At 59.7% G+C, this 25,958-nt stretch carries 20 protein-coding genes; 15 read left to right on the top strand and 5 right to left on the bottom strand.

What is annotated here, in order from left to right; all coding sequences use genetic code 11:
- Nucleotides 1–338 precede the first annotated feature (338 nt).
- Nucleotides 339–3,026 carry a pyruvate dehydrogenase (acetyl-transferring), homodimeric type gene (gene aceE / locus EO139_RS07575; protein ID WP_104585704.1) on the top strand — a complete coding sequence of 896 codons (2,688 nt, stop codon included), beginning with the start codon at nucleotides 339–341 and terminating at the stop codon, nucleotides 3,024–3,026.
- A gap of 57 nt (nucleotides 3,027–3,083) precedes the next feature.
- Nucleotides 3,084–4,631 (top strand): SIR2 family protein, encoded by a 1,548-nt coding sequence (locus EO139_RS07580; RefSeq protein ID WP_126970046.1) that lies wholly within the window; start codon nucleotides 3,084–3,086, stop codon nucleotides 4,629–4,631.
- A 352-nt stretch (nucleotides 4,632–4,983) separates the two neighbouring features.
- Here the strand turns inward: EO139_RS07580 and EO139_RS21655 are convergent, their stop codons facing one another.
- Nucleotides 4,984–5,274, bottom strand: a complete 291-nt coding sequence (locus EO139_RS21655) for a transposase (RefSeq protein WP_241235928.1) — start codon at nucleotides 5,272–5,274, stop codon at nucleotides 4,984–4,986.
- Between the two features lie 311 nt (nucleotides 5,275–5,585).
- On the opposite strand from EO139_RS21655, the gene EO139_RS07595 reads away from it, so the two are divergent.
- The 4 genes from EO139_RS07595 (at nucleotide 5,586) to EO139_RS07610 (ending at nucleotide 10,056) form a co-directional block, all read left to right on the top strand.
- On the top strand, nucleotides 5,586–7,160 hold the full coding sequence (locus tag EO139_RS07595; RefSeq protein ID WP_164739773.1) for an AAA family ATPase: 1,575 nt from the start codon (nucleotides 5,586–5,588) through the stop codon (nucleotides 7,158–7,160).
- 74 nt (nucleotides 7,161–7,234) lie between these two features.
- Nucleotides 7,235–8,020, top strand: a complete 786-nt coding sequence (locus EO139_RS07600; protein ID WP_126970050.1) for an HNH endonuclease signature motif containing protein — start codon at nucleotides 7,235–7,237, stop codon at nucleotides 8,018–8,020.
- Nucleotides 8,021–8,349: 329 nt separating this feature from the next.
- On the top strand, nucleotides 8,350–9,339 hold the full coding sequence (locus EO139_RS07605; RefSeq protein ID WP_126970052.1) for a hypothetical protein: 990 nt from the start codon (nucleotides 8,350–8,352) through the stop codon (nucleotides 9,337–9,339).
- A gap of 123 nt (nucleotides 9,340–9,462) precedes the next feature.
- Nucleotides 9,463–10,056, top strand: coding sequence for a hypothetical protein (locus EO139_RS07610; protein WP_126970054.1), 594 nt, complete (start codon nucleotides 9,463–9,465; stop codon nucleotides 10,054–10,056).
- Nucleotides 10,057–10,118: 62 nt separating this feature from the next.
- Here the strand turns inward: EO139_RS07610 and EO139_RS07615 are convergent, their stop codons facing one another.
- Nucleotides 10,119–11,030, bottom strand: a complete 912-nt coding sequence (locus tag EO139_RS07615; RefSeq protein WP_126970056.1) for an HNH endonuclease — start codon at nucleotides 11,028–11,030, stop codon at nucleotides 10,119–10,121.
- 617 nt (nucleotides 11,031–11,647) lie between these two features.
- Here EO139_RS07615 and EO139_RS07630 point away from each other — a divergent pair.
- The 5 genes from EO139_RS07630 (at nucleotide 11,648) to EO139_RS07650 (ending at nucleotide 15,544) form a co-directional block, all read left to right on the top strand.
- On the top strand, nucleotides 11,648–12,046 hold the full coding sequence (locus tag EO139_RS07630; RefSeq protein ID WP_126970060.1) for a SymE family type I addiction module toxin: 399 nt from the start codon (nucleotides 11,648–11,650) through the stop codon (nucleotides 12,044–12,046).
- Nucleotides 12,047–12,403: 357 nt separating this feature from the next.
- Nucleotides 12,404–12,811, top strand: coding sequence for a hypothetical protein (locus EO139_RS07635; protein ID WP_126970062.1), 408 nt, complete (start codon nucleotides 12,404–12,406; stop codon nucleotides 12,809–12,811).
- 36 nt (nucleotides 12,812–12,847) lie between these two features.
- Nucleotides 12,848–14,002, top strand: coding sequence for an XVIPCD domain-containing protein (locus EO139_RS07640; RefSeq protein ID WP_241235929.1), 1,155 nt, complete (start codon nucleotides 12,848–12,850; stop codon nucleotides 14,000–14,002).
- Between the two features lie 258 nt (nucleotides 14,003–14,260).
- Complete coding sequence (locus EO139_RS07645; RefSeq protein ID WP_047128030.1) at nucleotides 14,261–14,674, top strand: hypothetical protein; 414 nt, start codon at nucleotides 14,261–14,263, stop codon at nucleotides 14,672–14,674.
- A gap of 3 nt (nucleotides 14,675–14,677) precedes the next feature.
- Nucleotides 14,678–15,544, top strand: coding sequence for a hypothetical protein (locus tag EO139_RS07650; protein ID WP_126970064.1), 867 nt, complete (start codon nucleotides 14,678–14,680; stop codon nucleotides 15,542–15,544).
- A gap of 192 nt (nucleotides 15,545–15,736) precedes the next feature.
- Here the strand turns inward: EO139_RS07650 and EO139_RS07660 are convergent, their stop codons facing one another.
- Complete coding sequence (locus EO139_RS07660) at nucleotides 15,737–16,447, bottom strand: hypothetical protein (RefSeq protein WP_126970068.1); 711 nt, start codon at nucleotides 16,445–16,447, stop codon at nucleotides 15,737–15,739.
- Between the two features lie 609 nt (nucleotides 16,448–17,056).
- Here EO139_RS07660 and EO139_RS07665 point away from each other — a divergent pair.
- The 4 genes from EO139_RS07665 (at nucleotide 17,057) to EO139_RS07680 (ending at nucleotide 23,389) form a co-directional block, all read left to right on the top strand.
- On the top strand, nucleotides 17,057–17,629 hold the full coding sequence (locus EO139_RS07665) for an RNA polymerase sigma factor (protein ID WP_232087916.1): 573 nt from the start codon (nucleotides 17,057–17,059) through the stop codon (nucleotides 17,627–17,629).
- Between the two features lie 94 nt (nucleotides 17,630–17,723).
- A complete protein-coding gene (locus tag EO139_RS07670; protein ID WP_126970072.1) occupies nucleotides 17,724–18,047 on the top strand; it encodes a DUF4880 domain-containing protein in 324 nt (107 codons plus the stop codon).
- A 744-nt stretch (nucleotides 18,048–18,791) separates the two neighbouring features.
- Nucleotides 18,792–21,239 (top strand): TonB-dependent receptor, encoded by a 2,448-nt coding sequence (locus tag EO139_RS07675; RefSeq protein ID WP_126970074.1) that lies wholly within the window; start codon nucleotides 18,792–18,794, stop codon nucleotides 21,237–21,239.
- 68 nt (nucleotides 21,240–21,307) lie between these two features.
- The gene (locus EO139_RS07680) at nucleotides 21,308–23,389 is read left to right on the top strand and encodes an Atxe2 family lasso peptide isopeptidase (RefSeq protein WP_241235930.1); all 2,082 of its coding nucleotides are present in this window, start codon (nucleotides 21,308–21,310) and stop codon (nucleotides 23,387–23,389) included.
- Nucleotides 23,390–23,459: 70 nt separating this feature from the next.
- Here the strand turns inward: EO139_RS07680 and EO139_RS07685 are convergent, their stop codons facing one another.
- On the bottom strand, nucleotides 23,460–25,193 hold the full coding sequence (locus EO139_RS07685) for a lasso peptide isopeptide bond-forming cyclase (protein WP_126970078.1): 1,734 nt from the start codon (nucleotides 25,191–25,193) through the stop codon (nucleotides 23,460–23,462).
- Nucleotides 25,193–25,867, bottom strand: a complete 675-nt coding sequence (locus tag EO139_RS07690) for a lasso peptide biosynthesis B2 protein (RefSeq protein ID WP_126970080.1) — start codon at nucleotides 25,865–25,867, stop codon at nucleotides 25,193–25,195. Before EO139_RS07690 ends, EO139_RS07685 begins: the two co-directional genes overlap by 1 nt.
- Between the last annotated feature and the right edge of the window lie 91 nt (nucleotides 25,868–25,958).

Raw genomic sequence — 25,958 nt, forward strand, 5'->3', positions numbered from 1 at the left:
CCCCAGACCTCACGCCCCTCGTAGGAGCGCACCCGGGCGCGACGGGCGTTGCCGGGAAAGCCCCGTCGCGCCCAGGTGCGCTCCTACATCGGTCCGTTCCGCGCCGGACCCGGCGGCAACCGCCCGCCGCTGGCCCTTATCCTTTGGTCGTACACCGGCAGCGCCCGCTGCGCCGGATCCTCGCCCCCGCCGGCATCGATACCTCACCCACGCACGACACCGTCCCATTCCATACGCCCCCGTAGCGAGGAATGGCAACAGGTGCGTGCGGTACACTTGGGGGTTCACGAATTCACGATGTCGACACACCCGCGGGGTGTGTCCCCCCGGGAGCGCTAATGAACTGGTTGAACGAAGTGCTGCACAACGATCCGAACCCGCTTGAGACGCAGGAGTGGCTCGAATCGATCAAGGCCGTCATCGACGTCGAAGGCCCGGAGCGCGCCCATCAGCTGCTGGAAGGCATGGTCGAACAGACCCGCCGCGCCGGCGCTTACCTGCCGTTCTCGCCCACCACCGAGTACGTCAACACCATCGCACCGGCCAACGAGGCCAAGAACCCCGGCGACTCCGCGCTGGAGTGGAAGATCCGCTCGATCATCCGCTGGAACGCCATGGCCACCGTCGTGCGGGCCAACCGCAAGCCGGGCGACCTGGGTGGCCACATTGCCTCGTTCGCCTCCAGCGCCACGCTGTACGACGTGGGCTTCAACCACTTCTGGCGCGCGCCCAGCGACCAGCACCCGGGCGATCTGCTGTTCATCCAGGGCCACAGCGCCCCGGGCATCTACGCCCGCGCCTTCCTGGAAGGCCGCATCAGCGAAGCCCAGCTGGACAACTTCCGCATGGAAGTGGACGGCCAGGGCATCTCCTCCTACCCGCACCCGTGGCTGATGCCCGAGTTCTGGCAGACCCCCACCGTGTCGATGGGCCTGGGCCCGCTGGCCGCCATCTACCAGGCGCAGTTCATGCGCTACCTGGAAAACCGCGGCCTGATCGAGAAGTCCGACCGCAAGGTGTGGTGCTTCATCGGCGACGGTGAGTCTGATGAGCCGGAAACCCTCGGCGCCATCGCGCTGGCCGGACGCGAAGGCCTGGACAACCTGATCTTCGTGGTCAACTGCAACCTGCAGCGCCTGGACGGCCCGGTGCGCGGCAACGGCAAGATCATCCAGGAGCTGGAAGGCGTGTTCCGTGGCGGCGGCTGGAACGTCATCAAGCTGCTCTGGGGCGGCTACTGGGACGCCCTGCTGGCCAAGGACACCGACGGTGTGCTGCGCAAGCTGATGATGGAAACCGTCGACGGCGAATACCAGAACTGCAAGGCCTTCGGCGGCGCCTACACGCGCGCCAACTTCTTCGGCAAGTACCCGGAGACCGCGGCCATGGTCGCCGGCCTGTCCGACGACGACATCTGGCGCCTGAACCGTGGCGGCCACGACCCGCACAAGGTGTACGCCGCCTACCACCAGGCCGTGAACACCACCGGCATGCCCACCGTGATCCTGGCCAAGACGGTCAAGGGCTACGGCATGGGTTCGGCCGGTGAGGCGCTCAACCCCACCCACCAGACCAAGAAGCTGGACGACGCGGCGGTCAAGCACTTCCGCGACCGCTTCAACATCCCGGTGACCGACGCCCAGCTGGAAGACGGCCAGGTGCCGTTCTACCACCCCGGCGAAGATTCCCCGGAAGTGCAGTACCTGAAAGAACGCCGCAACGTGCTGGGCGGCTTCCTGCCGTCGCGCCGTCCCAAGGCCAGCAAGTCCTTCGTCGCGCCCACGCTCGACAAGTTCGAGCGCCTGCTCAAGGACAGCGGCGAGCGCAGCTATTCCACCACCATGTCCTTCGTGCAGAGCCTCAACATCGCCCTGCGCGACAAGGAACTGGGCCCGCGCATCGTGCCGATCGTGGCCGATGAGGCGCGCACCTTCGGTATGGAAGGCATGTTCCGCCAGATCGGCATCTATGCCCCGTTCGGCCAGAAGTACAAGCCGGTCGATGCCGACCAGCTGATGTACTACCGCGAAGACCAGACCGGCCAGGTGCTGCAGCAGGGCATCAGCGAGCCGGGCGCCATCGCCTCGTGGATGGCCGCCGGCACCAGCTACTCGGTGTCCGACGTGCCGATGCTGCCGTTCTACATCTACTACTCCATGTTCGGCTTCCAGCGCGTGGGCGACATCGCCTGGCAGGCAGCGGACATGCGCACGCGTGGCTTCCTGCTCGGCGGCACCGCCGGCCGCACCACGCTCAACGGCGAAGGCCTGCAGCACGAAGACGGCTTCAGCCAGGTCATCGCCGGCTCCATCCCGAACGTGCGTAGCTACGACCCGACCTTCGGCTTCGAAGTCACCGTCATCATGCAGCACGGCATGAAGGCGATGATGGAAGACCAGATCGACGAGTACTACTACATCACCCTGATGAACGAGAACTACGCCCACCCCGGCATGCCGGACGGCGCAGCCGAGGGCATCATCAAGGGCATGTACCTGCTCAAGGACGCTGGCAAGCCCAAGAAGGGCGAGCTGCGCGTGCAGCTGCTGGGCAGCGGCACCATCCTGCGCGAAGCCATTGCCGCGGCCGAGCTGCTGGACAAGGACTTCGGCGTCACCGCCGACATCTGGTCCTGCCCCAGCCTCAACGAAGTGCGCCGCGACGGCTACGCCGTAGAGCGCTGGAACCGCCTGCACCCGGAGGCCGAACAGCGCAAACCCTACGTTACCCAGCTGCTGGAAGGCCGCCAGGGCCCGGCCATCGCCGCAACCGACTACGTACGCGCCTTTGCCGACCAGATCCGCGCCTTCGTCCCGATGACCTACACCGTGCTCGGCACGGATGGGTTCGGTCGTTCTGATACGCGTGCCAACCTGCGCCGGTTCTTCGAGGTCGACCGTTACTACATCGCGCATGCGGCCATTGCCGCGCTGGCGAAGGATGGCAAGATGACCGGCAAGGATGTGGCCCGCGCGATCAAGCAGTACAAGATCGATCCTGAGAAGGCGAATCCTGTAGGGGTTTGATTTTTGAGCTAGCAAAAAGGCGGCCTGAAGGCCGCCTTTCTTTTAAGAGAAGATGGCATGGAAACTATCAGTCAACAGCTCGTACATATTTTTCAATCTCGTCAGTCGGGGCCCTTTCTATTCATTGGGTCTGGCTTCTCACGACGATACCTCGGCCTTGAGGATTGGAAGGGGCTGTTGCAGAGATTTTGCTCGGCTGAGCGTCCTTTCGAATACTTCCTTGCTTCTGCAAATGGAAGCTATCCCCACGCGGCGAAGCTTCTTGCAAGAGACTTCAATGAGCGTTGGTGGGCCCTGCCGGAGTTTGCAGCTAGTCGCGCAAAGCACGGCCAAGTTGTGAATCACGAGTCATCCGCTCTGCGCATTGAGATATGTGAGTACATGCGTACTTTGGATCAGAGCGTCGCACTTCATTCGCAATACGCTCATGAGGTGGAACTCCTTTCTGGCTTGAACGTTGATGGCGTAATCACGACAAACTGGGATATGTTTTTGGAGCAGGTTTTTCCTGACTACAGGGTGTACGTTGGTCAGAATGAACTGCTTTTTGCAAATCCCCAGGAGATTGGGGAAATATACAAGATACACGGCGGATGCAACGACGCTAAGTCATTAGTCCTTACGTCCGAGGATTACGACCTTTTTGCGGAAAGGAATGTCTACCTTGCCGCAAAGCTGATAACAGTATTTGTTGAGCATCCCGTTGTGTTCATTGGGTACTCTTTGTCAGACGAGAATATCAAGGGCCTCCTGAAGTCTATTTCACTTTGTATCGGAAAGGAACAGGTTGAGAAACTTCGCCGAAACTTGATATTTGTTCAGCGCAATTCTGGTGAAGCGGCGGACTCCATATCGGATACTTATTTCACAGTCGATGGTGTTCAGATTCCCATTGTATTGGTAACCACTGATGATTTTACGGAAATATATCGGGCGCTAGACTCAACAAAGAGAAAGATTCCCGCTCGAGTACTGCGTCTCTGCAAAGAGCAGATGTATGAGATTGTGAAGTCCGGAAATCCTGAGAAAAAATTGTGTGTGGTAGGGATGGACGAACTAACCAAATCAAAGGACATAGAGTTTCTGGTGGGGGTTGGTGTTGCATCAAAGGAATTATCAGAAGTTGGCTATTCGACTATTGATGCACAAGACCTAATCACGGATTTGCTCGATAACGGGAAGGTATACGACTCGAAGCAAATTCTTGCTCAAGTTATTCGCGTAGCTGGCAGGAATAGTAAAAACATTCCTGTTTTTAAATATTTAAATGATTCTGGTATTCGTAATCTGGCTGATTACAAAAAGAGCGGGTACGATCTGGATAAATGGGTCATTCGACCTGTGAAGGATTTCAGGTCGTCTAATTACGCCGCCTCATACAGAAGAAATTTCAAGTCTTCATCTATCGATGAGATATTGGACGGGGCAACCCCCGAGAATGCGGCAGCTTACATTCCATTCCTTCCTGCTGATAAAGTTGAGCTTGAGAAGTTAAGGGGCTTCTTAATATCCAACCGAGCAAAAATGGACTACTCGATCTCTAGCTATGCCAGTAGCTTTAGGAAGCTTGCTGCACTTTATGATCGGCTTAAGTGGGGATGGTGAAAGTAAGTAAATAAGTGGGTTGACTTGTTTAGAATGGGGTCAGGTTCAGTTATCAATCGACGGCGCTCGGCTTGCGTGGCCGATGCGCGGGCCTAACGCCCGCAAAGCGGCGGGTCTTGGCTTCGACCACCGCGCGGAAGGCGTCGTGGCCCAGGGCTCGCTGCTGCTGTAAATATGCTGGCGAACAGATCGTCCGACAGGGCTTCATCGAGCAGAGCGCGGTAGGCGTTGGATCGCTCAGTCGGGTCGTTGCCAAGCGCAAGCCAGCAGGGATGTGGCGTCAACGCGGAGTGCCCGCGCTGGCCTAGATTGGCCGGACAGCTAGACCAACGATATGACGCCGGATCGTCGGTCAGGCTAGCGCGCACCGGTTGAGCTCGATGTAGCGGTAGCAGCGAAGCACGTAGTCATCACTGTCCACGAGGCAGGCTTTGTAGCGTCCCTCCCATAGCGTACCGGTGCGCCCGTGGCGGCCATTGAGCAGCGAGACGTAGTTGCGCCCAAGCCGTTGCATCAATTGCCCGATCCGTCCCGCTGCAGGTGGCAAGATTAGCAAGTGCTCATAGTTGTCCATCAATACATAGGCATGCAGCTGGCAGCCCATGGCCTGTAGGGCCTCATGCAGCAGGTGCAGATAGCGCAATCGGTCGTCATCATCCAGAAAGCACGGCAGGCGGGCTGTTAGCCCGCTGCGCGATGTGCTGCGGGACGCCGACGAGGTCGATGCGTGCAAGTCTGGCCATGGCACAAGACTCGCAGCCGGGTGTTTGGTGCTGCTATCGAGGGAGGCCTCACGAGAGCTGATGCCGTAGCCTGCAATTTACTTAGGAAGTAAACCTGACCCCGTTAGCGCCCAATTATTAATAGATTTCACGCTTTATGCGAAGTGGTTGTTTAGTCAATGGCCCTCTGCAGTACATATGGTTTATCCTCTGCCATTCGAACCATATCTATTTGAGCCACAGCACAGGAAGTTGGCAGCGTATGGAGATGCACTTTTGCAAAATCGCCAAAGACTTATACAATCCATCAGGTATGAGGTCGTGCTTTACCCTCAGAGAGGATAACTGGGACGATTATTCATACAAGACAATGTTTCATCTTGTCTACCATGATCAAGAAGGTAAAAAAACCGAGATTGGGGAAGTAAAGATTGGCTTTGCCGGTCAGCAGTCTGGACGGACTGCCGACAGTATTCCTCAGAAATTTACGACTCTTCCTGTCGAATACTTCTCTATCGGTCAGAGTACCGAGTACTACAGTAATCTTATAGCTATCCAAGGGTATGAGAGAGCATGGCTAGAGAGCTTGGGCGACTTGGCGGTCATGCCTGCAAGGCGTTCAGTTGCATATGGTGAGAAGGTTTTCATTGACTCATTGACACGAACGGTCAGCGAATCCGTGATCGAACAACAATTCGCTAGAATTGCCAGGGGTCTTCCTGCGCTGACATCTTTTGACTTCGAGTTTTCCCGGGAATTAAGTGATCAGCTCTCTGAAGTTCGTCTTAGGTTCAAAGTCTCTCCTGAATCAAAGCCTCCATCGAACATTCATGTGCTAATCGGAAGGAATGGTGTCGGCAAGACCAAAATTCTCAATGGAATGATTGGGGCTGCCTTAAGAGGCGCCGAGAACGTACCTGCTACAGGTTGCTTTATTGAGCATCGAGATTATTATCAGCCGCAGATAATTGGTGAGAAATACTTTAGTGGCGTTATCTCTGTATCGTTTAGTGCATTCGACCCTTTCAATCCGCCGCCCAATAGAACCGATCGGGAAGGAGGGGTGCGTTATTCTTATATCGGTCTAAAAGACAACTCTGTGCCCGGGGTTAGCGCGCCGCCTAAAGGAATGCAGGTCCTCGCTAGTGATTTTCACCGAAGCCTCCTCGTTTGTTCAAGTCAGAGTAAAAAGAGGTCTCAATGGTTAGAGTGTATATCAATTTTAGAGTCGGACCCGAACTTTGCCGAGATGGGACTTTCTCGACTGTTTGAAGCAAGAAACCAGACTCCTGAAGCGATTACATCGCTCTTCATGTATTTAATGAGTTCCGGTCACGCCATCGTGTTGCTCACACTGACAAAGCTAATTGAATCAGTGGAAGAAAAGACGCTCGTTCTAATCGACGAGCCAGAGAGCCACCTTCATCCTCCCTTGCTGTCAGCCTTCGTGCGAGCGCTTTCTCATTTACTTACGACGGAGAACGCGGTAGCCATCGTTGCCACCCACTCCCCAGTACTGCTTCAAGAAGTGCCACAAAACTGCGCATGGATATTGTCGCGTTCGAGACTGGTGAGCTCTGCCGATCGACCAGCAATCGAGACGTTTGGTGGAAATTTAGGTGTTCTCACGAGAGAAGTATTCAAGTTCGAGGTATCGAAGTCTGGCTTCCACTCGATGCTCGCAACTTCAGTCGCAAGCGGCAAAGGGTTTGATGAGCTGATGGCTGAGTACGACGGCAAGGTCGCTATAGAAGGTCAGGCCATTTTGATGTCGATGATTAGCTCTAGGGATGGAGGTAATGTGTAATGCGTCAAGTCCAAATGTATAGCGAGTCATTCACAACCGTGTACGCTAGCTGCGTGGGTGGTGTGGGAAATCCTGTGAAACTGGCGGACTATAATTCGGCTATGTCAATGATGCAGGGCGAGGCTATCATTTATGAGCATCTTGCGAGGCGGTCGGCGATCTATCAGATTCAAGGCCAAAAAACGAAATTGGATGATATTGTAAGGGGGGCTTTGACAAGAAGAGATCTTAAGGATCTTTATGAGGTTCAGATGGTAGGCTTGGCAAAGCAGGCCCGCTTTCATTATGACAGAATATTGCTCTCTCCCCCGCACAAGAAGTGCCCGTACTGCAGCCTTGGCCAAGCTACTACCTTAGATCACTATCTTCCAAAATCCAGGTTTCCTCAGTTCTCTGTTGCTGTATGTAACTTGGTTCCTTGTTGCAAGGACTGTCAATCCAGGAAGGGTAAAGAGTATGCTGCGACTAAGTTCAGCCAAACGCTTCACCCGTACTTTGATGATCCCACATATTTTCAGGTTAACTGGGTTTATGGCCATGTTGTTCGGTCAAAAGCAATTACAGTAGAATTCTACGTAAAGCCGCCTTCAAGCTGGCCAATGAATATGCAGCAGCGAGTGGGTGCGCACTTTAGTTCGCACCGACTCGCGGAGCGCTATGGAATTGAGGCCGCAAGTGAACTGGCATCTGTTCGCGAGATATACGCAGATTTGAGAGCATCTGGTGATTTTAACCAGATTAGGATATTGCTGCAGCGGCAGGCGAAAGGATATACGGCTAACTGCCCCAATTCGTGGCAGGCAGCGCTCTATACTGCTCTTGCGGCAGACAACTGGTACTGCAACTCTCCGGTCGTTTAGTTGATTGACGGCTAGTAAATGAATCAGGTTCGAAGGTCTACCGAAGTTTAGATCCGCAAGCACCATCCAAGCAACGGGGGCAGATTCAGTTGTCAATCGACGGCGCTCGGTCGCGTGGCCAATGAGCGGTCCTAACTCTCGTAAAAATCGGCAAGGTTCACTTGCCCTGAATAGCAGTTGGGTTTAGATTCCGGGGGTGGGTGGAGGCCTTTATTACGCTGCAGCTCATTAGTTGTAAGCGATGGAATATGGATAATTAAAAATGAGATATACATCAAATTTTAAACTAATTGTAATTCTTCTTGTTATGTGGGGAGCCATATGCCGTTATGGCATACGATACGCCTGAAGGGAATCAGATGAGAACGGAATTAGCTTACAGCGAAGAATTTAACGACATCATCAACGCGGAACGGGCTTACGAGCTCTATTGGGCGGATATCATCACTGATAAGCGAGCATTTTGCTGCCCAGGCGAGGCCTGTTCAGCACGCTACACCTGCGCGAATTTAGACACGCCTGAGCTGGAACTCAAACAACAGCCGCACTATCGTGTCCAGCGTGGCTACGATACTCACACAGCTGGCTGCCCATTTGAGGGGGATGTCGAAAAAATTGTGGGGTCGGGAGTTGGGAAGGGACGAAAAGCGGACGCGGGTTCGCCGGCACCGGACCGATTTCTCATGAGTCGTCCTGCAGATCACTTTAAAGCCAAAACTGCAATTTCTGGTGGAACCGGCGGACTACGAGGTCATGGTGTTGGGGGCGGAAGTGGTGGACTTCGCAGTAGACGTACAGATTTCTACTCAGTGGCAGCGCTTGTCTCACGATGGAATAAAGCAAGGACCGCCGGAGTAGACGCAGACCAGACGATCCGGGTCGGTGCTAATCAAGCTATCACCTACAAGGAGATGTTCGAGTGTATTTTTTCTAAGCGTCCCCAGCTTAGTGGAAAGGACCGAGTTTATTGGGGGGGCGCTTCTATCGCGGAAGAAGAGAAGGGGTTTAGAATTAAATTTCGTGACGCAATTGAGTCCGTTCTGCCTGGGACTAAATTGCCACGAAAAGTTCGTCCTTCGCTAATGATTTGGAGGAGTGATTTACAGGCTTCAGAGATGAAAAAGTTACACGCAAAGCGTCTGATGCGATTCGCGTCAAGCGGTGAACCTTGTGTAGTCTTTGTGTACGGTGTTCCGTTGGTAACAAAGGGGAAGGATGAGAGTGGTCTCTACGTAGGTTTTAAGGTGAAAAATCTGGATCTTATTGATGTTGAATCAATGGATATATACGAGAGAATTAAGCGCCCGCCTGCCAAGTAGGGTTTTTATAATGTGTGACGGGATTTCTTGTTGGGAGCGTCAGATGACTGTTTAGCGTAAAGTGCTCACGGGCTTCTTCGTGATGGGGGATACAGCTGGATCCTTGATAGGGGTTTTGAGGAAATGGATGCAGTAATCAAGCAATTAATACAGGCTGGTGGTCTATCGTTAGCCGTTCCGATTATAATCATTGTGCTAGGAAGCATCCTAGTGAAGGGTGGGTTCAGTCTGCACCGATCGCGGAGCGCAGACCGAAAAGATTTTCTCGATGCGTTCAAGGATATAGAGGGGCGCAGCGACCTATGGCTATGTGTAAGTGTTCGTCATCTGTTCGGGAAATATCTGCCTACAATTTTGATTCGTAAGCTGATGGTTAGTCAGAATCCTGGTAGAGCACTACTTGACGTCTCGGACGGATGGGGCCTTTTTACGTTCGACGTGGCGACATCGCAGGTACATTGGCGTAATCCAAAGAATATCAGTGCGATCACTCGAAAGCGCAAGGTGCTGATGCTGAATGTGGGGTATTTCTTGCTGGGCTGCCCAGGACTTTTTCTGGCCTACTGGATTGTGACTGGAAAATTGGCTCAGCAGTTCGCAGTCGTAGCTTGGGTCTACGTTGCATTGGCTGCCATCGGCGCAATTACCTGTTTGATCAACGGCGATCAGCTGAAAGATGCTGGTCGAGCTGCAGAGTGGTTGGAAATTGGGGGCTAGAAATTTCGGCCAATATCTATCGATTTCCGCCGACTGCAGGGAATACAGTCCCTCGGAGATCCCTAGACTTTGAAGCGATTTTGCCTGTGCCACTCCAGGTAGGCCTGGTGCGGGCGCAGTTCTGAAACCTTGGGAAGGATGAGGCGACGATCCCTAACGATCAGCCTGTCCAGTTCATCGGGAACTCCGTGTGGCGATACGAGGATGTCGTAGGTTGGAGAGATGGAAATCAAGCCACGGTCGAAGAGCCAGTGGGCAGTTCCTGTGAGCGCGATGCCGTTACGCACCGTGTCCGGGCCATTCGCTTCCACAGGGCGAATATGTGCAGCCTGCACTTCTGGCCTGCCGCCTCCGTTGATTAGCCTCAGGCCGGTGACCGAGCAAGTGTTCTCGTAGGCAATCCTGACATGTCTGCGAAAGGCCACATCTCGGAATGTTCTGTTTGTCAGTCGTTGCACAACGCTTCTCTCTGCATAGATAGGGGCTTCGTGCTCACTGATCCGGTGCCCTATGGAGTCGATAGCAGAGTTCTGACGCTCCCACGATTCGATCGGGGCGGACATGCCTAGCCTGACAATTGCATCGAACTCTTCGGGGCTGATGCCGCGTACGGACCTTCCGAATGCCCCCTTGTTTGTTGACCCATCTTCCTTCTTCAGCATCGCTTCGTAGTAGTGGCCGTTCTGAGAGAATGGAACTGCACGATCAAATTCTATGAACTCCCCCAGCCGCGCATAGAAGTAATCTTGGTGCATCGGGTCTGGATCGACTGAGAGCAACCGTGCGCAAGCAAAATACGCGCTGCGTCCAGTGGCTCTGTGAGGGCCAGAGGTCCGTCTCGGTTCGTAGTAAATAATCAGATCGCCAAGCGCTGCGTTGACCGCGCGAAGGTAGGTTGAAGGGAAGTGATAGCGCTCCTCAATCCTGTCGTCATATGCAGAACTCTCGGACGCAGTGAAAACGGCATGGGTCATGGTCATCCTCGCTGCGCACCAGGTTAGCAAGTTGATGCTCGAAGATGTGGAGCCAGTTCAAAGCTTCTTTCTTGGCCGCTTGTTTTAGTAGTTGACAAGCTTTCTTTGCCAGATGCAAGCTCTCCAACAAGGAGCGTCGAAACTCCTCACACAGCGGTACCCACCTCCGTCAAACCGGTGGGTTTTTTGTGCCTGCATCCTGCAGGTACAAGCCGACGCGATGCCTGCGTCGGGAGGGCGGCTAATACAACACCCGCAAGGGAAATACGCCCGCCGGCTGTGTGCGGTTTCGAACCTCCCGACATCCCGTCGCCGTTGGCGGCGGTTCTTGGGTTGTTCCAGGAGGGCGTTGCCATGTCTACCGCACCATCCACGCCGGCATTTGTGCCGGTTGATCTGTCGCCAGCTTCCGCTCACCGCCTGCGTTGGGATGTAGGCGAGGTACTGCGCCGGCGCGTCGCACTCGCAGGTGTTGAGCAGGCGAGCGCCCATCCCGCGCATCCGCTGAGTCGCCAGCTCGATGTGTTACCGCACACCTCGCGCCGCCGGTTCGCACGCAAGGCCGTGGCGTTGCAGCAGCGCGTCGCCGCATCCACCAACCACCACCCGGAGGCGCCATGACACGCCGCCGTCCACCCACGGCATCTGCCAGCACACGGCCCACCCGCACGCGTGCGCGCCCCACGCCGCCCAAGCGCGTGCAGTGGGTCGTTGTGGAACCCGACCGCACCAAGCTGCCACCGATGCTGCCGCCCGACCCGGACGCCTCCCCGCAAGGACCCGGCACGCTACGCGCACCCCGCCGCGCCCGCCGCCCACGCCAATGCACCGTCAGCTACACCCATTACCCCGGCGCCCATGACCATGCCGGCGACCAGCACGTGCCCCATGTCCGCCTCAGCGGCCTATGGCTGGAACAACTGGGCTTTGCCATCGGCACCAAGCTGCGCATCACCGCCAGCGCGGGGCAGCTGTTGATGGAGGTGTTGCCGCCGGTGGGAACGCCGGCAAAGTGACCTATCGCGTGTCGCTTAGGGCCGCCTGCCGCATTCATGTTCAGTCGGTGCGCGGTTCGTCAATCGTGCGGTCCAAGAACGACTTGCGGTGATTGCTGCCTATGCCTGATCCAAGATCATTGACGTGTTAGATTTCAGCGACACTCTTAGCGCAGGACCAGAGAGATGGCCCTTCACCTTGGGGAATCGCTTGGCAGGCAAGGCAACAACGGACGTAGTGACTCACCCCGGGCAACGTTGTTAGCGAGTGCGCTGCTGGCACTATGCACCCTTCATGCGGGATGTGCCCCGAGCACTCCACGCGATCAGTTAGCCATAGCGGCTGCAAAGCCCTCCGCTGAAACCAGGAGCAAAGACGTGACGGAGCGCCTTAAACAAGACGTCGATCGTTTGATCGCAACAGACTTCCAGGATGTCGCCGCCGTCAGTACTCAGCTCCAAGCTCAATTTGGACCACGGCACTTAGACGGAGAAAGAGAGCTTCGGGTAAGCGAGCAAGGCGTGCTGGCAGGTGAAAAGGTGCAGCATGTTGAGTTCATTAGTGCAACAGATGATCCATCGCGTGGGAAGTTGGTTATCGATTTCTCGCCACCTGGTCCGGGTTTTATGGAGTCTCCCTGGGTAGACGCTATTCCTTACCCACCTCGTCCAGATGCGCGAGATTCCAGGGCCTATTGGGAGATGACAGTTAAAGGCACTAAGGTCATCTTTGGTCTGACGGAAGACCAGTCACACCTAAGTTATATCTCGATCAGCAAACTTTGAGATAAAGTTTGATGAATCAAGCAAGGGAAATGCGTGATGGAAAGTAATGAAGAACAAAAATTTCCACAGCCGAAACAGGTAGGTGCACCATCCAATGGCGCGCTGCCGGCTTCTCCGCTGAAGGATCCAGCATTAGCGCCTCTAATTAGCTCTTCGCCTACACTCCAAGCAGGCCTCTCTCAGTTCAAACGCGATGGCATAGGCGTTGATTGGGGCAGCGCGGGTGGAGGTACTTACCTGGATCCAGGTAAAAAAGTAGTGATTGACCAGGACGCAGCTGGCAAAGGCGAACGGATCGCCAGATCACTATCGCATGAGATTGGACACCATGGTTTCGCTGAGCCTAAAGATTATTCTTCCAAGCAAGCTTATGTGAACAACATGCTGCGCGGCGAAGCAGCTGCAACGCTCAGTAACGCACTAGTCCGACGTGAGATTCTGAATCATCAGGGGCCGGATATCGGTATTTCTGGAAGCGGCACGAGGCCGCAGCAGTACGAGGCAATTGCAGATCAGCAAATGGCAGGTCGCATCACACGCGATGCTGCATTGAACCAGATTGCCCAAGTCTTCAAGACGGAACAACCTTCGGTCGCTCCAAGTAAGACCTACGAACAATATTATGGCGACTACTACGACAAACACATCGTCCCCTGGAAGCTTAAACAGGGGCGGCCGGAGCCCGGAGCCGTTGGCGACATCACTACTTCTGATGTAAAGCAGGGTGGACTTGGACCCGAATCACATCCGGCATCACCGAAGACCGCGTTGTTGCCCTCACAGCCAGGCCATGCGGACCACGCGCTTTACCAGCAGATCAAGGGTGGCGTGACGCAGCTCGACGCCCAGCACGGCAAAGAGTGGGACGGGGCAAGTCAGCGCATGACTGCCAGCCTGCTTGCGCTGGCAAAAGAGGAAGGGTTGTCGCGGGTGGATCATGTAGTGCTCAACAACCCAACAGGTCAGCTGGCCGGCGGCGAGAAGGTCTTTGTCGTCCAGGGCGCCCTCAACGACCCAGCACACCAGCGCGCGCACATGCCGACGGTGGACGCCGTGCAGGCACCAGAGAACCAGTCGTTCGATCGCCTGCAGGCAATCAACCAGACTCAGGCCCAGGCACGCGAACAGCAGCAGGCGCTGGAGCAGTCGCAGCAAGCTGTTACTCAGACAGGACCATCAATAGCGCGCTGAGACATTCCATGTCGTTGGTATTGCTGTCACTGTGTGCGACTGACTTGTTTATTGTGTCGTTGATCCACCTTCACAGAGCTGTAATCAGATGGGCGACTCCTCAAAATCCAATGTAGTTGTCTGATCGAAATCTCCAGGACTTCCTCGGCAGGCGTGGGCCAGAATTCGTTAGATGGGGGCGTCGCTATTCCTGTAAGGATGCGTGCGCTTTGTGCTTCTGGTAAAACATCGCTCTACCGCAGGAAGGAGCCGCGCCGTATGTCATTCGCTATCTTCCGTTCTTACGTTTCGGCATCGGCCGCAGTGGTCGTTGCCACCTTTGCAGGATGCGCCATGACCGAGCCGCCAATCTCAAAAAAACAGTTCTCCGAGCATGTTGTGACGCTGCTGGCCGGCAAGGACTCGGCTGTAATCGAAGCCGGCAAGCTGACCGATTTCCCTTGGAAGACGCTGTGCTTCGAGCGCGATGACAGTCTGTTGCTGAAGTTCGATCGCGACGGAGAGATATCCGTCCTGCCGTTGCCTTATGAAGAGTTCTTCGTGGATGAGGGACATGTTGCCAATTCACTGGAGGACAGCTGCGTCTCGCCATCAGACCACATCCTGATAAAGAAGAAGTATCCGGGCTATCAAGGGCCTATCGAGTTTCAGAAGGCAGCGCAGGGAGGCTAAGCCATGGTCGATATCACCGATCCGAAGGGTGCCAAGCGTGAGATTGAGCAGGAAGCCTATCGGCACTACGAACAGCTGAGCGGCATCACCTTGGCAAAGCGTCCCGATGGCAGTTTCCAATCGCAGGGGCACAACGATGAGCTCGATGCCTTTCGACATGCGTATACCAGCGGCCGTGTCACCCAGCTTGCGTTAGGTCAGCAGTGGATCGCACGCAGGTTCGGAGATGATGCCGAGATTGGGCCAGCCCATCCAAATGATCCCTACGAACATCGCATGGATCTATGGAACAACGAAGCCGGTCGCCGGCTCGGCGATCAGACCTCCGGGCAGGATGAGCTGGCGCGACAGGCCTACACTGCCCTGCGCCAGGGCGATCTGGCGACCGGTTTGAACGATCCGCGGCTCAGGCAGCTGTTTCCCGACGATCCACGCTTGGCGCGGCCCCAGGGAGATCCTCAGCGTGATCTTGTGACCAGCGGCGATGTTGACCGGATCAACAAGGATGTATCGCGTTTGCAGGACCAGGCGCGTGACAAGTTCCCAGACACGCATCCGGATCGTGCGTATTTCCAGACGTTGCGTGGGCAGCTGCCGGCATCCGTTTCCGATACCAAGGTTGCCGAGGTCATGATTGCCGCAAAGCAGGCCGGCATGGAATGGGTCGACCAACTTGCCGGCGCCGTGTTACGTGACGATCACATCTTCGTGGCTGGAAAGACGCCGGGATTTCGTGCGCAGGTGGACGCAACAACTCCGGCACCCGATATGCGCCAGAGCCTCTACACGGCCGACCAGCAGAATGCTGTCCACGCCTATGACCAAGCGCAGTCGCAAGCTGCACCACAAGCCCCTGCACCTGCACGTTAGCCGGCCCACGGGGGCCTAGCGGGCGGTTGGAGATTGTCGCGTGCTACCCGATGTCTTTCGTATCCCAGCCTGTCGGTCACGACTAGCCCTTCTTTTGCCTGGCAAGCCCTTTTTTGCATAACCCAATATTGGTTCTAGCTGCGCGAACGATTGCCAGATAGCGATCGGCAAGGGCCGGCGGCCAGTTGTCTGTCACCGCATCATCTGGTGACGCTGCATCGTCAGCGTAGTCGTGCAGCGTTTCCAGGCATTGCGTGTACTGGGAAGTCTTGTATTGAGTGATTGCCAGGTCGTTGCGCATCTCTCCCTTCTCGTCCATTCCAGTGTCTGCCCGCACTGGGTTAGGATGGGAGACAGTGTAGAGAGCGCTGCTTGATAGTCCTTGCGATCGTAGTGCTGCTGAAACACCGCGCGCGTGCGGGTAATGGCGTTGCGGTTGCAGCCTGTCGTGGCACGAAGGTAGCGCGCCTCAAAACCGCCGTTATAGCCGCACAAGGTTTTGCATTCCATTGGGGTGGGCGTTGTGACGTCGATGCCTTCGGCGACTGGTGAGAACTGAACCTTGCAGCCTGTAGCACCAGTTTCATCCTCTGCGTTGCCTTGCGTGCCGCGGACGGTGCCCTGCAGTGAACACATGGATTGGCCGGTGGTGCTTTCCACGGAGAATCGGAGCGCGCCATTGTCTTTGGTCAGCAGCAACCGGCCCCATCCCGCGTCTGTATTGTATTCACCTGGCTCAAGCGGCCTGGCTTCCACATGCTGCGCAGCGGCAGATGTATGGGGAGCTGCCGTCAATGCGGTTGGCCCACGCTTGCCGATGGTTGACTGCACAGCAATTGGCGCGGCGATGAGGGCGCCGGCAAGCCCTGCGAACATCCAGGCGGTACGCATGAGGTAGTCCATTACGTTGGGTTTCCTTTGCTTTTATGCGTGTGGCGTAAGCTGGTTGCATCGGTCTACGCGGTGTCTGAATCCGGATAGCAGCGTGCCCTGATCCGTCATCAGCACTGCAGACGATAGTCTGCCCGTTTCGCTTTGCCTCTGCCGTATGTATGTGCGTACTGACGGCAATGTGCGGGCTCATTTTCCCTCGGCCACATGCAGTGGCCTAGTGCCCGCTTCGTAGCAAGCGGCGTATCCATTGTTCGCGACTGCTGCAGTATTCCGCCTTACTGTTTGCGTGGGGTGTTTGAGGAAAACGTGGCAACCGTGCGATGCCGCGGGCAGGACTGCGCTTGCAGCGACCAGGCGTGGAGTGCGTGGTGATCTCGACGGAGGCTGACTAACGCGCAAGACGTAGGGGGTTAGCATCGCTTGCCGTCATAGAGGAAGAGGTGGGGCTGCGGTTCGGGGTGCGGTGCCCACCACCCACTCTCCACCTTTTGGCTGCACTGCTCATGTTCAGATCCACTTGCACGGCCCTTGCGCGCGCATGGCGCTGGTGTGTTGTGTCGCAAGATGCGTGGGGGCGTTGGTGGGCAGCGGCACTTGGCCGAAGGCGCGGCGATCACGATGAGCTCGCGTGACGGGCCGCCTGCGGCGCGCGGCCAGCTGTCGCTTGGGGAAAGGGAGCGCCTGCGTGCCGAGTTCGACCAGGCGCTGGCCGCACTGCATCCTGAGCTGTTGGTGTACCTGCGCCGCCGTACGCGCGATGCCGAGACGGCTGCAGACCTGGCGCAGGAGACCTTCTCGCGGATGATGGTGTACCGCGATGCGCCCAACATCGGCGACCGCCGGCTGCTGATGTATCGCATTGCGCACAATCTGGTGATCGAACTGCGGCGCTCGCGTCAGCGGCGGCTGGCGGCGCAGCATGTATCGCTGGATCAGGTGGCGCCGATCAGGGCCGACGAGGCCGGCGTGGACGAGATTGCCGAGGCGCGCCAGACGCTCGATGTGCTGCTCAAGCGCACCTTGCTCGAGCTGCCGCCGAAGTGCCGGCTTGCGTTCAAGCTGAGTCGGTTCGACGGGCTCACCTATCCGCAGATTGCCGCGAAAATGGGCATCTCCATCAAGATGGTGGAGAAGCACATCAGCCGTGCGCTGCTGGCGTGTCGTGCGGCCGTGGGGGAGTTGCCGCAGTAACCGGCCTGCGAGGCGGCTGGCTGGCGCCGCCGGAAGTTGCTGGTAGCATCGTGCACGAGGGCGCAGGGAGACCGCCCGCCAGGAGTCACCAGCCATGCGTGCAGAGTCCGAGCGCATCCATGCGCAGGCGGCCGCCTATCTCGTGCGACACGGGCGCGAGAACGCGGCCGAGCGCGCCGCACGTGAGGCATGGCTGGCTGCCGACCCGCGTCACCATGCGGCCTACCAGCAGCTGCTCGAGGTGGACGCACACGCGTCGGCGGTGCTGGATGATCCCGAGTTGCAGGCCGCCACTGCACGCGATCTGGAGCTGCTGACGCCACCCTCCGGTCGGCGTCGTCGCTGGCCCTGGCTGGTGCTGGCAGCGATGCTGGTTGCTGCGATCGGCTATGCGGTGCATCACCTGCTGAGGCAGTAGCGCGCACTCGGCACTCTGCACTCAGCACGTAGCACACAGCACACAGCACACAGCACACAGCACACAGCACACAGCACACAGCACTCTGCACTGCGTGTCGCATAGACCGTTGAATGTGCGCTCTGCTGCAGCGCTGCCTGCCTCTTGCAGACGTTGCTGGTAGGGCATTGCGCTTGCGCAGCATCACTTGTTGTCGGGGGACGCAATGGCGATGGTGCCGCGCCCAGGACGCGAAGGATGCACATGCACGCACGACGGGCAGTAACGGGGAGCGGTGTCGGTTTTGATCATGCACGCAGCAGGCTGGCAGTGGCGGGGATGGCGCTGCTGTCGCTGCACGGCCACGGGGCGCAGCAACACGCTTCCGCCCAAACGCGTGCAGGTACCTGCGGTGGAAGCCGACACGCAGCGCGTTGATGCGCCTGCCAACGTAGCCGTTGCAAGGCGTGTACTGGCGATGGCGATGCGTGCATAGCGCGTCGAACGCGCAGCAGGTGGTGGGGGAGGGCAATAGCGCACACAGCGATTGACGTGTCGGGGCCCGGATGGGTGCCGAGGCACTGTGCGTGCGCGATGCTTGCTCGCAAGCAAAACAGTTAGCGATTCTGATCACTGTTCGCCGCGTTGCGGGGTCGGTGTTTCAGCAGTCAGGTGCAGGACCGATCTTGCTCAGCTGGCGATGCGCACCGGGCCGACCGGAGTGCGCCGTCGGCGGGCCAACCCAGGCAAGCCAAAGGACGCAGCATGAAGACACGTACGTTACGTAACGCCATTTCCGTCGCCCTGTTCGCCATAGCGAGCGGGGCGGCAGGTGCGGTGGGGGCACAGGCGGCGACGGCGCGGGTGGCGACGGGACCTCAGGCAGCAGCGCAGAAAACGCCGGCAGCCGTGGCAACGAACGCAGGCGAGCCGGCCAGGCCCGGCTCGCCGGGGCCTGCGATTGCGGCGGCACCGCCGGCGCAAACCGCCGCGACCGAGTTGGAGTCCATCGAAGTCACCGGCACGCGCATCAAGGGCGGTGCAGTTCCGTCGCCGGTGATTTCGATCAGCGCGGCGCGGATCCAGGAAGAGGATTTCAGCGATCTGGGCGAGGTGATCCGCAGCGTGCCGCAGAACTTCTCCGGTGGGCAGAACCCCGGCGTGCTGAGCGGCAACCTGGCCGGGGCCGGCAATGCGAACCAGAACATGACCGGTGGCGCGAGCCTCAACCTGCGCGGCCTGGGCGCCGATGCCACGCTCACCCTGCTCAATGGGCGCCGGCTTGCCTATGGCGGATTCACCCAGGCGGTGGACCTCAGCGCGATCCCGGTGGAGGCAGTGGAGCGGCTGGAGATCGTGGCCGACGGTGCGTCGGCAATCTATGGGTCGGACGCGGTGGGTGGCGTGGGCAACGTGATCCTCAAGCGCGACTACGACGGCGTGAACGTCGGTACGCGCTTCGGGCGGGCGACGCAGGGCGGGCTCACCTCGCGGCAATACAGCGTCACCGCCGGCACCACCTGGCGCAGCGGTGGCGTGATCGCAACCTACCAGGACGTCTCGGCAGACCCGATCTACAGCCGTCAGCGCAGTTACACCACACAGCTGGTGGACCCGTCCACGCTGTATCCGGGCAGCGACCTGCGCAGCGGGCTGCTGAGTGCCTACCAGGCGCTGGGCGACAACGCCGAGCTGCGCCTGGATGCGTTACGCACTGAACGCGACCAGCTGCACTTTTATGCTGTCAGTGGCCGCAACAGCCGGGTCACGCCGACCACCACCAGCCTGCTGCTGTCGCCGAGCCTTGCGGTGTGGTTGCCCAACGATTGGACGCTGACGCTGGGCGCCACCGACGGCAACAGCAAGCACGATCAATACCGCCAGGAAACGGCGCTGGCCAGCGGGGCGGTGAGCGTGACCGACCTGTGCTACTGCAACGACAGCCGCAGCTACGAGCTGGGTGCCGAGGGGCCGCTGTTCGCATTGCCGGCAGGCGATGCGCGCCTTGCCGCCGGGGTGGGGTATCGCAGCAACACGTTCCGCAACGTCAACCACGTCAATGGCGTGGAGACGATCGAGGGCAGCGAAAGCGCGCGCTTTGCCTATGCGGAGGTGAGCCTGCCAGTGGTGGACCCGGCGCAGGGCGTGCCCGGTGTGCAGCGACTGACGCTGACCGCGGCGGTGCGCGGGGAGGACTACAGCAGCTTTGGCGGGGTAACAACGCCCAAGTTCGGTGTGCTGTATGCGCCTGGCAGCGATGTGACGCTCAAGGCCTCGTGGGGCAAGTCGTTCAAGGCGCCGACGCTGTTCGAGCGCAACTACGCGCAGGAGGCGTGGCTGTTCCAGCCGGGTGCGTTCGGCGGGGTGGGCTCTCCCGCCGGGACGACGGTGCTGGTGGCCGATGGCGGCAACCAGGATCTGCAGCCGGAGCGCGCCATCACCCGCTCGGTCTCGCTGGCCTGGCACCCCGAGGCGCTGGATGGCCTGGAGGCGGAGCTGACCTGGTTCGGGGTGGACTACAGCAACCGCGTGCTGCAGCCGATCGCCAATGCCAGCCAGGCCTTGCGCAATCCGATCTACGCGCCCTTCGTGGACCGTATGCCGACGCCGCAGGCGCAGGCCGATGTGATTGCGCTCGCCAGCCGGTTCTCCAACTTCGCCGGCGTCGCCTACGACCCGAGCCGGGTGGCGGCAATCATCTACACGCAATACGCCAACGTGGCGCAGCAGGATATCGAGGGTCTGGACCTGAGCGGTAGCTACCAGGTGGCGTTGGCGCGCGGCACGCTGACCTTGCGCGGGGCGGCGAGCTGGCTGGACAGCACGCAGCAGACGTTGCCCGCGCAACCTGCGTTCGATCTGGCCGGCACGCTGTTCAACCCGCCCAGGCTGAGTAGCCGCGTGGGCGCGGTATGGAAGCAGGGCGGGCTCACTGCCTCGCTGTTCGGCAACTACCGCGGCGGGGTGCGCAACCGCGCCGATGGAGTGGAGTCGGCATCGTTCACCACATTCGACATGGCGTTGCGCTACGCCACCGGCGCACGCCGCGATGCATGGGCGGGGCTGGAGTTCGGGGTATCGGTGGACAACGCCTTCGATCGCGATCCGCCGTTGTACCGGGTGACCTCGCCGCTGTACGTGGCCCCGTACGACTCCACCAACTATTCGGCGATCGGCCGCTTCGTGAGCGTGTCGGTGTCCAAGCGCTGGTGATGCGTCGGCTGCCTGCTGCAGCCGAGGTACAGGCATGGCTCTTGAGTGTTGCTGAGAGGAGTGTGTGCGTGAGGAATCAAGAAACCTGGCGCCTGCTGCTTGCAGGCGTGCTGATGACGGCAGGTGCGTGCGTGTGCCACGCGCAAGCGGTGTCGCCCCAGCGCTTGCTGGAGGTGGTGGATATCGGTAGCCCCACGCTGTCGCCGGACGGCCGCAGTGTGGCCTTTCGCACCGAGCAGGCAGCGGTGCAGCGCAATACCTATGACAGCGTCTGGTATGTGCAGGGCCTGCAGGATGCCGCGCCCAGACGAATTGCCGATGGCGGCGTGCCGTTGCGCGATTCGGCTGGCGGGTCCTTGCCTGCAAAGGTGCTGTGGTCGCCGGATGGCCGTTGGCTGTACTACCGCGCGTTGATCGATGGCGTGATCGCGGTCTGGCGGGCGGCGGCGGACGGTTCCGGGGCGGAGCCGGTGACGCACGATGCGGCGGATGTGCAGGAGTTCGCGCTGCCTGCGGACGGGCGCATTCTGCGTTACCGCATCGGTGCGACGCGCGAGCAGGTGCTGTCGGCAGAGCAGGACGAGTATGCGCAGGGCATCCGGATCGACGAGACGGTGCCGCTCGGGCAGGGCCTGTTCCGTTCGGGCAATGTCGACGGGCGCCTGGCCACGCAGCGCTTTGGCTCGGTGTGGTTCGATCGTACCGGGCTGTCGGCCGGGGTGCCGGCGCGGTGGATGGCACTGGACCTGGCGACTGGGGCCACACAGGTGCTCGCCGATGCACAGCGACCTGACGCAGAGCCCGACGTCAGCGCGCTGCGCGGCCTGGTCGGCGATGTGTGGAAATCTGCGCGCGCGCCACAAGGCGGTGCGGTAGCGGTGTTGTCGCGCGTGGGTGACGGCAGTGGGCAGCTGTCCCGGCCGGACGTGGCGCTGTCAGTATTGCCCGGTGCACATGCGCGCAAGGCCGTGCGCTGTACGGCAGCGGCCTGCGTGGGAAAGGCAATCACTGCAGTGCAGTGGCGCCCGGGGAGTGCGGAGGTGTTGTTCACCATCACCGATCCCGCCTTGGGGCTTGCGCAATCCATCCACCGCTGGGACCCGGCCAGCGGCCAGGTGCAGCTGGTAGTGCAGGGCGGCGGGTTGATCAATGGCGGGCGCGATCCATCGGCACACTGTGGCGCATCGGCCACGGCACTGGTCTGCGTGACGGCCGATGCCGACCGCCCGCCACGTCTGGAACGCATCGCGCTGGACGGCGGCACGCGCGGCGTCCTGTTCGACCCCAATGCGGCGTTGGCGGTGGACATGGCAAACGCGACGCCCGCGCGCCTGTTGCAGTGGACCGATACCCGCGGGCGGCACTACAGCGGCCAGTTCTTCGCGGCACACGGCCACGGCGACGGCCAGGTGCCGATGTTTGTCACCTACTACAGCTGCCCGGGCTTCGTGCGCGGTGGCGTGGGCGATGAGTGGCCGCTGGCCACGTTGGCGCAGGTGGGCATCGCAGCGCTGTGCATCAATCAATTGCCCGGCTACACCATGGATGCGGTGGAACGCCACGGCGAAGGACTGGCGGCGGTGGAAAGCGCGGTGGCCTTGCTGTCGTCGCAGGCGGGCATCGATCGCAGGCGGGTGGGCATGGGCGGGCTGAGCTTCGGCGGTGCGGTGACTCTGTGGACGGCGACCGAGTCGAACCTGCTGGCTGCCGCTTCGGTGGCCAACCCGGTGGTGTCGCCGTCGTACTACCTGTTCGGCAGCATGAAGGGCGAGCCCTTCCTCAAGGGGCTGCGCGAGATGTGGGGCCTGGGTGCACCGGAGCAGACGCCCGAGCGGTGGAAGGCACTGTCGCCGGTGTTCAAGCTGGAGCGGATTCGCGCTCCCATCCTGTTCCAGCATTCCGAGCAGGAGTATCTGTACGCGCTGGATTACCTGATTCCATTGCTGCGTACGCAACGCGCCGAGTTGTACGTGTTTGCGAACGAGCCGCATCAGAAGTTCCAGCCGCAGCACAAGTTGGCCGTGTATGCGCGCAACGTCGACTGGTTCCGCTTCTGGTTGCAGGATTACCAGGACGCTGCACCGGAAAAGGCCGCGCAGTACGCCCGCTGGCGTGCAATCAAGGCGGCACTGCCGGCGCGTGACGACTAGTGTGGGTGGTGCGGCTGACGCGTGGCACGTTGGCATGCGGGCGGCACGCACCTACGCAGCGCAGGCAATGTCAGCGCTGATGACGGACCCAGTTCTCGACCTCACACAGGTCGAAGATGCGCATGACGCTGTGGTCGCCGTCGGCCAATGTGTGGTCGAAATGGTGGCGCAGGGCATCGGCATCCAGCAGGCCCTGGCCTGCAAGCCGACCCTGCAGCAGATAATCGCGGATCTGCTGCCTGCCCCGACGATAGACCGCGCCGGAGTAGTTCATGAAGGTGCCTTTGCTGCGGCGGTGCAGGATCTGTGCAGGCAGCACATCCGCAAACGCATCGCGTGCCACGGCGCGATTGCGGCCACTAGCGATCCACATCCAGCTCGGCACTGTCAGGCAGGCTTCCACCACCGGTTGCGACAGCAGCGGCATGCGCAGGTGCCACGACGCACTGCGCGCCAGTCCATCGCGGAACACCTGGGTGCCGGCCAGATCAAAGATACGCTCGCGGTCGCCGGGCAGGCTGTCGGGTGGGGCATCGAACCAGGGATGTGATTGCAATGGAACCGCAGCCTGCGTGCCTGGCAGGAACGATCGCTCCGGCGTGCGCGGCGGTCCGGCCTTGGCGCGGAGTTTCTTGATCGTCAGCCTACCTGCTTTCCAGAGCGTGCACTGGTGCAGCTCGGCAAGCGCATGGACTGCGCTGACACCGGCGCGCAGGCCGCCTGCACGGAAGGCATCTGCGGCGGGTGCGGCGGTTCTGGTGTTGCAGAACACGGTGTCGCCACCGCCGCCGGAAAAGAAACTGGTGATGGCCAGCTGCGTGCCGATCGCTTCTTTCAGCGCATTGGAGGCATGCTGCAGAAACCAGGTGCTGGGCGCGACCGCGTGTGCCGGCGGTGCGAAATCGACCGGTGCAGCGTCAAATCCCAGGGTGCGCACGATCAGCTCGGTGCCCAACAGATCGCTCATCTGCCGGGCATAGTGCCGCTCGTCGGCGCCAGGCACCGGCGTGACCAGATTGCAGCATGCCACGCGCGCGGCGGTGTCTTTCAGGCATGCGGCGAGGATGGACGAGTCCAGGCCGCCAGAGAGTTCCAGCAGCACGGACGCATCGGTCTGCGCCCAACAGGTGACGCTGGAGGCCACCGCCTGACGCACCTGCGCCTGTGCGTCGAGTGGGTCGTGCCGGCGCCGAGAGGCAGCGACGAAATCCCAGGGGTTCCAGACGTGTTCGACACTGCTGCGGTTGGGCTGCAGACATAGCTGGCTGCCCGGCAGCAATTCGCGTACGCCGACAAGCCCTGTGCGCTCGGTCTTGAGGTGTGGGTAGTGCAGATGATGGGCGATGGCGTCCCAGTCGATCTCACGCGTGTACACACCCGCATGCGTGGCGATCGAGATATCTGAAGTGATGAAGCCATGCTGTAGCGCGTAAACGCATGCCACGCCGCCGGAAGGCTCGCGCATGACGGTGATGGCGCTCGGGTCCGCGTGCGGTGCATGCAACAGCAGGTACTCGCCCCAGTGCGTCTCGATCAGGTGCCGCGTCCGCTGTGCTGCGGACAACGCATGCAGCGATGCGCCGTCCAGCAAGGGGGCATTGTTGCGCTGCGAAAAGACATGGCCGATCAGTGCGCCACCACCAGGCAGGTCGAGCACGGGCGTGTCGTGTGATGCATACAGGTCGATATGCCCAGCGCGTTGCCGTAGCTGTAACCCGATCTGTCGCAACGACGCATCGACAGCGGCGCGGTCGCCATCGCGGTGTGCCTGCGCATGGTTGAACAAGGCGATGTAGCGGTACATCACACCACCCGGATGGGGGTATGCGCGTGGACGTTGCCGACCGTGTCGTTCAGGACGAGATCGCCTGTCTGGACCCAGCAATGGGCCGAAAACGGATCGAGTGCGACGCCGAAGACAACCTGGGCGTCGAGCTGGCGCCGACGCAGGAATCTTGCCAGTGCGACTGAATCGAGCAGGCAGCGCATCTCGACCGGCACCCACACGCGTGCGCGCCGGAAGACGGATGCCGCGTCGGTGAGCCGTTGCTCGAGTTCGGCGAGCGGGCGTTGCTGCATCCCCCGACCCTGTGCTGCAGCGGAGAGGCTGCCAAGGACCCTGCCAAGCGGGTTGCGCTTCAATGCCAGGCGCGTGGACAGCACAAGTGCCAGTACCTCGAGTTTTTCAAGCAGCTGTGGTCGTCGCGCCGGCACGGGCATTTCCATCGCGCTACGCGCAACAGGTATGACGGAAGGCTGCGGGCCTACGGTCGCTTGCGACTGTTCCACCAGCAGTCCCCGTTCGATAAGGTCGTTGATCTCCAGGTCCGACACCGGGTCTTGCGCCAGATAGGTGAGCAGGGAGTGCTCCAGTGCCTCGGGCAGGCGGAAGTAGCGGTCGTTGCCGATATCCAGGAACACCAGGCGCTCGCCAATGCGGCAGAACGCTAGGTCGTCGCGCAATGTGTAGCGTTGCATGGCGCTGTCCTTGAGAGAGAGAAGGGGCGCACCGTTGCAGTGCGCCCCGTGGCCTGGGAAGTTGCCCACCGGCATGTACGGCCGAGTGGCG

This window comes from Xanthomonas sp. BRIP62411, assembly GCF_003993525.1.
Lineage (GTDB): Bacteria > Pseudomonadota > Gammaproteobacteria > Xanthomonadales > Xanthomonadaceae > Xanthomonas > Xanthomonas euroxanthea.

What these genes read in the sequence shown, in the direction of transcription:
- aceE (WP_104585704.1), top strand. Translation starts at nt 339, where the DNA reads ATGAACTGGTTGAACGAAGTGCTGCACAACGATCCGAACCCGCTTGAG.
- EO139_RS07580 (WP_126970046.1), top strand. Translation starts at nt 3,084, where the DNA reads ATGGAAACTATCAGTCAACAGCTCGTACATATTTTTCAATCTCGTCAG.
- EO139_RS07605 (WP_126970052.1), top strand. Translation starts at nt 8,350, where the DNA reads ATGGCATACGATACGCCTGAAGGGAATCAGATGAGAACGGAATTAGCT.
- EO139_RS07610 (WP_126970054.1), top strand. Translation starts at nt 9,463, where the DNA reads ATGGATGCAGTAATCAAGCAATTAATACAGGCTGGTGGTCTATCGTTA.
- EO139_RS07615 (WP_126970056.1), bottom strand. Translation starts at nt 11,030, where the DNA reads ATGACCCATGCCGTTTTCACTGCGTCCGAGAGTTCTGCATATGACGAC.
- EO139_RS07630 (WP_126970060.1), top strand. Translation starts at nt 11,648, where the DNA reads ATGACACGCCGCCGTCCACCCACGGCATCTGCCAGCACACGGCCCACC.
- EO139_RS07640 (WP_241235929.1), top strand. Translation starts at nt 12,848, where the DNA reads ATGGAAAGTAATGAAGAACAAAAATTTCCACAGCCGAAACAGGTAGGT.
- EO139_RS07645 (WP_047128030.1), top strand. Translation starts at nt 14,261, where the DNA reads ATGTCATTCGCTATCTTCCGTTCTTACGTTTCGGCATCGGCCGCAGTG.
- EO139_RS07650 (WP_126970064.1), top strand. Translation starts at nt 14,678, where the DNA reads ATGGTCGATATCACCGATCCGAAGGGTGCCAAGCGTGAGATTGAGCAG.
- EO139_RS07660 (WP_126970068.1), bottom strand. Translation starts at nt 16,447, where the DNA reads ATGGACTACCTCATGCGTACCGCCTGGATGTTCGCAGGGCTTGCCGGC.
- EO139_RS07665 (WP_232087916.1), top strand. Translation starts at nt 17,057, where the DNA reads ATGAGCTCGCGTGACGGGCCGCCTGCGGCGCGCGGCCAGCTGTCGCTT.
- EO139_RS07670 (WP_126970072.1), top strand. Translation starts at nt 17,724, where the DNA reads ATGCGTGCAGAGTCCGAGCGCATCCATGCGCAGGCGGCCGCCTATCTC.
- EO139_RS07675 (WP_126970074.1), top strand. Translation starts at nt 18,792, where the DNA reads ATGAAGACACGTACGTTACGTAACGCCATTTCCGTCGCCCTGTTCGCC.
- EO139_RS07685 (WP_126970078.1), bottom strand. Translation starts at nt 25,193, where the DNA reads ATGTACCGCTACATCGCCTTGTTCAACCATGCGCAGGCACACCGCGAT.
- EO139_RS07690 (WP_126970080.1), bottom strand. Translation starts at nt 25,867, where the DNA reads ATGCAACGCTACACATTGCGCGACGACCTAGCGTTCTGCCGCATTGGC.